Here is a 7,124-nt window from a genome sequence, read left to right as displayed (position 1 = left end):
CAGCCGGGCGGTGCCGGCGGCGGGCAGCGGCAGACGGGCCCGGCCGGCCAGGCCGCCGGCGAGCCCCGTGCCTCCGGAGCGGATCAGCACCAGCAGCAGGACGATTCCGCCGATCAGCGGCAGGTAACGGTCGATCTCGCGCAGCCAGTCGGTGAGCCGGTCGCCGAACAGCACGCCCAGCACCGCGAGGATGACCAGGGCGCCCACCGGCAGCCAGCGCGTCCACCGGGCCGAACTCCCCTGCCGGGCCGCGCTCCCCTGCCGGGAGCGTTCGACCTGGCCGCGGGCCAGTCCGCCGAGTCCGTACCCGACCAGGCCGGCGAGCACGGCGCCCACGGCGCGCGGCAGCACGGTGGAGCCGCCGAAGCGGTCGGACAGCCAGCCGGCGAGCTGCTGACCGAGGGTGGCGGGGGCGAGCAGGGCGCCGATCCCGGCGCCGCTGATGTAGCCGACGCCGCCGACGACGGCGTAGGCGACGACGAGGATGCCGGTGAACGGCAGGAAGTCCCCGTCGTCGTAGCTGATGTTGCGGTCGGCGAAGGCGAGCAGCACCCCACCGAGCCCGGCGATGGCCGCGGACAACGCGAAGGCGTAGATCTTCGCCGCGAACACGCTGATGCCCAGCGAGGCCGCCGCCCGCTCGTTGGTGCGCACCGCGATGAGCCGCCGCCCGGCCCGGCCGCGACGGACCGCGGACACCGCGAGCCCCGCGAGCAGCAGGAAAATCAGCGCCAGGGTGGCGTAGGCGCGCGGATCGTCGGTGCGGTCGACGGGGATGCCGAGGAAGTGCAGCGGGGCGTCGGCGGTGGCGACGACGGTGCCCTGCTGGTCGAGCACGTCCCCGAAGATCGACGAGCTCTGGCCGTCGGCGGGGGGCGAGGAGTAGCCGCGCTGGAACAGGATCGCGCTGACGGTGACACCGAGCCCCAGGGTGACCACGGCGAGCTGCAGGCCGCGGGTGCGCAGCGCCGGCAGGGCGAACAGCACGCCGACGGCGGTGGTGGCCAGCACGCCGATCACCAGGGCGGCGGCGAACGGCCAGCCCTCGGCGGCGACGAGGCGCCCCGCGATCAGCGCGGCGATCCCGGCCAGCGCGCTCTGGGCCAGCGAGAGCTGGCCGGCGTAGCCGACGAGGACCACCAACGACAGCAGGATCAGCGCGTACCCGGACTGCACGGCGACCGCGTTGACCCACGGGTCGGGCAGCACCAGCCAGACCAGCGCCACCAGCAGGGCGAACCCGCCGACCAGTACCGGCAGGTTGATCGCCCCGGAGCCGAGCGGCGGGCGGTCCTCGGCCTGGTGGGCGCGGTCGGGGATGCCGCTGCCGCCCGCGACGAGCAGCGCGATGATGACGACGACCGGCAGGGCGCTGTCGAGACCCTGCGCCCAGTCGTGCGGGCCGGTCAGGTGCACCTGGAGCTGAAGTTCGACCAGCGCCAGCAGCAGCCCGCCGACGAGGGCGAGCGGGAACGAGCGGAACCCGGCGGCGAGCGCCACCGCCAGCGCGGGGACGACCAGCAGGACCAGGCTCGTCGACGACAGCGGGTTCTGCAGCGGGGCGAGCAGGACACCGGCGAGGCCGGCGAGCACCCCGCCGCCGAACCAGCAGGCCCCGGCGACCGCGTCGGCCGACCAGCCGAGTGTCGCCGCGGCGGCCGGCCCCTCGGCGACCGCGGTGGTGACCGCCCCGGCCGTGGTGTACCGGAAGAACGCCCACAGGGCCGCAACCACGGCGACGACGACGCCGAGGCGGACGAAGACATGCACCCCGACGGGCTTGCCGAACACCTCGACGACGGACTGCGGCAGAAACGACGGCACCGAGCGGCTCTGCCCGCCGAAGGCCAGCACCACCGCGGCCTGCAGGACAATGAGCAGGCCCAGCGTGGCGACGACCCGGTTGAGCGGCGCGGCATGGCGCATCGGACGCAGCACGGCCGCGTGGAACAACAGCGCGACCGCCCCGGTGAGCACGACGACGACGACGGCGGCGAGCGCGGTCGGCAGACCCCACCCGTCACCAGCTTCGTGGAACAGGTAGGCCGCGAACATGACCAGCGCGCCCTGCCCGAGGTTCAACACGCCCGAACCTCGATGGATCAGCAGGACACCAGCCGCCACGAAGACATAGAGCGCACCCGCGCCAAGACTGATGACGGCGTACCCGAGAAAGCTGTCCACAGCACCACCCCTGGCCGGATGCTAACGAATTCGAGACCTCATAGGGAACAGGTCGGAGGGCTTCGTCAACGCGCGAAATTTTCCCGGAACCTGCCCACAATACGCGCGTCGCGCCCCGGCATTGTCATTGGGCGGCCCCGATGCGTTCACCGCAGAAAGGTTGCGGGCTGATGACGTCGAAACGATCCCCGCTGGCTGCCACCCGGACGAAGTCGTAGCAGAGGTCGAGCTTACCCTGGTCGGTCGCAAAATTGATCTTATTGACCATCATCCCGTCGGCGTCGTAGCCGTTCACCGCACGCAGACCCTTAATGTAGGAGGCGCGGGTGGGGCAGCCCTGCTGGGTCTGCAGGCCGCGGATGAACAGGTCCGCGCTCAGCCAGCCGTCGATGGCGCTTTGCTGGCCCGGCGGGGAGACCTCCGGGGAGTAGGCGGCCATCGCCCGCAGGAACCGGCGCTGGACCGGCCGGTCGCGTTCGAGGGCCGCGAAGGAGAGCTGGGCGTAGCTGCCGGCGAGCTGGTGGCCGTAGGGGGCGAGCAGGCGCGGGTCGTAGCTGACGACGGAGACGGCGACCTTGAACGGGTGCCCGGCGCTGACCGCGGCGGCCAGGACGCCGGTGTAGAGGTCGAGCGGGGCCGCGGCGATGATGGTGTCGGCACCCGACGCGATGATCTTCTGGGCGACGTCCGCGGTGTTGGTGGTGTCGACGTCCTGGGTGACGACGCCGATGCCGGCGTGGCGCAGGCTGGCGCTGACGCCGTCGGCGTAGAGCCGGGCCGTCTCGCTGAGAAAGCTGATGGCCAGCGCCGCCTTGGTGCCGCCCTGCTGGCGGACGAAGTCACCGAGCGTCGTGGTGCTCTGGCCGGTCTGGTTGGCGAAGGTGACGCTGAAGGTGTTCGGGTGTTGGCCCCAGCCGGGCTGGTCGGCCACCCCGACGACGGGCACGCCTGCGGAGTCGAGGTACTCGATGGACTGCTGGGAGGCCGCGGAGTACTGGACGACGGCGAAGGCGTTCTGCGCGACCAGCTCGCGCGCACCCTGTAGGTTGCCGCGGGGGTCGGACTGGTCGTCCTGCCAGCCGTAGAGGATCTTTCTCCCGCCGACGCCGCCGGCGGCGTTCTGCGCCCCGAACCGGGCGTTCACGCCGGCCCGGAAGCCGGTGAACTGGGCGGCCATCACGCCGGTGTCCGGATAGAGCAGGCCGACCTTGACCGAGTCGCTCGTCACGCCAGGGGCGCAGGAACCGGCCGCGCTGCGCGCGCCGGTGGAGTCGCCGGAACTACAGGCCACGAGCAGTGTGACCGTGGCGGTCACCACCACAGCAAGCCGTGTTCGCCGCACCTGCAGGAACCACCTTTCAACCAGGTCGAGATCCACCCGCGCCCGCAACCAGACCGCTGTGCGCCGACGCCATTTCCGGGCTCGTCGACACGTCCGGGATGTCGACGGTCCGGGATTGCGTACGGCAAATCATCCGCGTACTGACGATCCATCGCCCGACAGCACAGCAAGCGCTACCAGAGCAGAGTGGACAACCGCCTCGGCGACACGACGGTCAGGACCGGTTCGGACCGGTCCTGACCCCCCGGCATCGTGCGCTGACGGGCAGGTTCTTCGTTGCCGGAAACCTACCAGGGCCGAGCTTCGACGGAACCAACCGGGGGGTGCTCTCCGCTTCCGCTTCCGGCGCTCAGGACGGCCGACGACGCATTCAGGGCGACGCGCTCGCGAGCTGCCGCGCGGCCTACTCGCGCGGCCCGCTCGGCCGCGGCTCCGCGATAGCACTGAGCCTAGGAAACATAGCTGATTTGTATACGGAATATCTCGAGAGGAACAACGCCGGCTGCCACGTGGCCCGCGCCGACACAAGCCGGCGCGACCCGGCCCGACCACTCGGCGAGCACCTCGCCCGCCGAGCAGACGAAGATCTACAGGACCGCACCCTGGGCGGACTCGCCGAGGCAGTGACCGAAATCATGCTCGTGCCCGCATTCACTCCGGCGTATCCAGCGGTGGGCACGTTGGCCGCCACACCGGACGGCGGATGCCCTGATCGGTCCGTTGACCTGCCATTGGCACGGATTTAGTGTGGAAGCGTGCAGCTCACACCGTGGCCTACGGCCGGCGCGTCCGCGTGCGCCTCCGTGGAGGGTCGCGACGACCAGCCACGTCTGCGGCGCCGGCGTCACGTCGACTTCGGGCACAGCAACAGCGATCTCTGTCGCCCCTGCCGCTGAGTCACCTCACCCCCGGTCACCTCACCCCGCGAGCACACGCGTCGATCCGCCGGGAAAACCCGGCCCGGTCGTACCGGTGCCGCCGTCGTGAGCACCTCGGCCACCGGCGCCGTACCGAACGGCGCGTCCCGTCGCCGCGGCGGAGGCCCTGACCAGCACGTGTCCGCTCCGCTTTCCCAGCTCCCCGGCCCGCGCCGGCGGCCAGGCCGGGCCCGGCCGGCGGCGTGGCCGGCGTGATCCAAGGCGCCGGCCGAGCACCGTTCGTCGCTCAGAACCACGACCGCCGCTCAAGAACCACGAACGCGCTCAAGAACCGCGAACGCCGCTCACAGCCACGAACGCCGCTCGAGAACCACGTCCGTCCCTCGAACCTCGGGAGCATCCGTATGACCGCCTCGCTTCGCCAGACCCAGGGAGCCCCCAGGGCGCGCGCCGTCGACGGCGACCTGTTCCGGACCGTCTTCCGGGGTCACCCGGCGGGCGTCGCCGTCATCACGACGGACGCCGGCGTGGGACCGGTCGGCTTCACCGCGACGTCGCTGGCATCGCTGTCCGCCGAGCCCCCGATGGTCGTCTTCGCGATCTCGTCGAGCGCGTCGGCCTGGCCGCACCTGCGCACCGCCGAGACGTTCGTCGTCAACCTGCTCTCCTCGGAGCAGGAGGAAGTCGCCCGCCGCTTCGCCCGCAGCGGCATCGACCGGTTCGCCGAACCGACCCGCTGGACCGCGCTGCCCACCGGGGAGCCGCTGCTCGACGGCGGCCGGGCCTGGCTGCGCTGCGCCACCCGCCCGCCGATCGAGGCCGGCGACCACTTCCTCATCGTCGGTCAGGTCCTGGAAGCCGCCACCGACCCCGCGGCGGCGCCGCTGATCTACCACGACCGCTCCTTCCACGTCCTGCCCTGATCCCCGGCCGCGCCCGGGTCCGCGCCCGTGGCTCGGTCACCGGCCCCGCGGCAGCGTCCACGGCCCGCCCCCCACCAGGGGCGGGCCGTGCGCATGTCGGGCCCCGGCTGACCACCGACCAGCACGACGAGCAACGCCAGCGCGAGCAAGGCCAGCGCGAGCAAGGCCAGCGCGAGCAACGTCTGGCATGCGAGCGCTCGGCCCGACGAGCCCGCAGTCCGCCGCAGCGTGACCGCTTTGCTCGCTTGGGTGACTCCCCGTGCGTAAGGTCATCCCGATCGTGATCCCGGTCACGCCCGCCACTGCCGCGACCCCCTGGCTGCCGGCGGGCGCAACCGAGACACGCCCCCGCTGTGACGGGCTCAGCTCACCGCCGGGTCGCCAGGGCCGCCGGGGGGGCGGCGTCGGCGCGGGCCGGATCCAGCCGGAGCCGGACCGCAGTTGCGGATGGATTTGAGGCACCCCCACCTGGTCGCAACGTACAAGCGGCACTATCATGCATCCAGTTTCGCATCTGCGGCATCGCCTACCAGCGGCGTCCGCAGGTGCGAGCGGGTGCCGTCGCCGTCGGAGGACTCCGCACGGCTCGGCGCCCGCGGCGACGACGGCGTCGCCATGGGTCGGTTCGGTAACGATGAGTGACATCGAGGCGGCCGACCGCACAGCCGACAGTGGATGTTCTTAGGGGGCGGTCGACCGTGCGCAATGGCGTCGGCGACCGGCCGTGGTGCGTAGGAACGGGGATACGTGAGATTTCGCAGGGTGAAGACGGCGCTGGCGGTCGTGGCCAGCGCCGGTCTGCTCGCCGCCGGGTGTGGCAGCAGCGGGAGCGACGGGGACACCGCCGCGACGCCGGCGCCGGCCACCAGCAGTGCCGCCAGCGGTGTGACGGGCACGGTCACGGTGTTCGCCGCGGCGTCGCTGACCGGGACGTTCACGACGCTCGGTAAGCAGTTCGAGGCCGCCAATCCGGGGTCGACCGTGAAGTTCTCCTTCGCGGGTAGTTCCGCGCTGGCCCAGCAGATCACCTCCGGCGCGCCCGCGGACGTGTTCGCCGCGGCGAGCCCGGCCACCATGAAGACCGTGACCGACGCCGGGGAGAACGCCTCGGCGCCGAAGGTCTTCGTCCGTAACCAGCTCGTCATCGCCGTGCCGAAGGCCAACCCGAAGGGCATCACGGACCTGCCCGACCTGGTGAAGCCGGGCGTGAAGGTCGCGCTGTGCGCCGAGCAGGTGCCCTGTGGCGCGGCGGCGAAGAAGGCGCTGGCCGCGGCCGGGACGCAGCTGACCCCCGTCACCCTCGAGCAGGACGTCAAGTCCGCCCTGTCGAAGGTCACCCTCGGCGAGGTCGACGCGGCGCTGGTCTACCGCACGGACGCGAAGGCCGCGGGCGACAAGGTGACGGGCATCGAGTTCCCCGAGTCGGCGAAGGCGATCAACGACTACCCGATCGCCACCCTGAAGGCCGGCAAGAACGCTGCCGGCGCCACGGCGTGGGAGGACTACGTCACCTCCGCCAAGGGCGAGGCGGTGCTCACGGCAGCCGGTTTCCAGGCCCCCTGATCCGCGGCCAGGCCCACGCCGATCCTCGGTAGCGGGCGGCATCTCGGCCACGGTTGCCCGGGAGAAACATCCCGGGCAACCGTGGCCGTCGCCATGTCCGGGCGCTGGCCGCGGTCGGCGGCGGGTCGGCTACGAGTGGCCGGTCAGCGGCAGGCGGCAGGCAGGCGGCGGGCGGGCGGCGGTCAGCGGCGGGTGGCGACGAGGAAGGCGTCGGCGAACGGGCCGGGCGCGGGG

Annotated in this window: 3 protein-coding genes and 1 pseudogene; 2 read left to right on the top strand and 2 right to left on the bottom strand. The window is 72.2% G+C overall.

From position 1 onward, the window contains the following. Both ND748_RS34710 and ND748_RS21140 read right to left on the bottom strand, forming a co-directional pair. Window positions 1–2,184 (bottom strand): annotated as a pseudogene (locus ND748_RS34710) (ABC transporter); the annotation flags it as partial. A gap of 124 nt (window positions 2,185–2,308) precedes the next feature. After that, entirely contained in the window at window positions 2,309–3,526 is a 1,218-nt protein-coding gene (locus tag ND748_RS21140; protein WP_308205683.1) for an ABC transporter substrate-binding protein, read from the bottom strand. A gap of 1,282 nt (window positions 3,527–4,808) precedes the next feature. Here ND748_RS21140 and ND748_RS21135 point away from each other — a divergent pair. Next, on the top strand, window positions 4,809–5,327 hold the full coding sequence (locus ND748_RS21135; protein ID WP_251747726.1) for a flavin reductase family protein: 519 nt from the start codon (window positions 4,809–4,811) through the stop codon (window positions 5,325–5,327). Window positions 5,328–6,074: 747 nt separating this feature from the next. Then, the gene (gene modA / locus ND748_RS21130) at window positions 6,075–6,890 is read left to right on the top strand and encodes a molybdate ABC transporter substrate-binding protein (RefSeq protein ID WP_251747725.1); all 816 of its coding nucleotides are present in this window, start codon (window positions 6,075–6,077) and stop codon (window positions 6,888–6,890) included. Window positions 6,891–7,124 lie beyond the last annotated feature (234 nt).

This window comes from Frankia sp. AiPs1 (assembly GCF_023716945.1).
GTDB lineage: Bacteria > Actinomycetota > Actinomycetes > Frankiales > Frankiaceae > Frankia.
The sequence above is the reverse complement of the archived record's forward strand: the minus strand, read 5'-3'. Positions and strand labels throughout refer to the sequence as shown.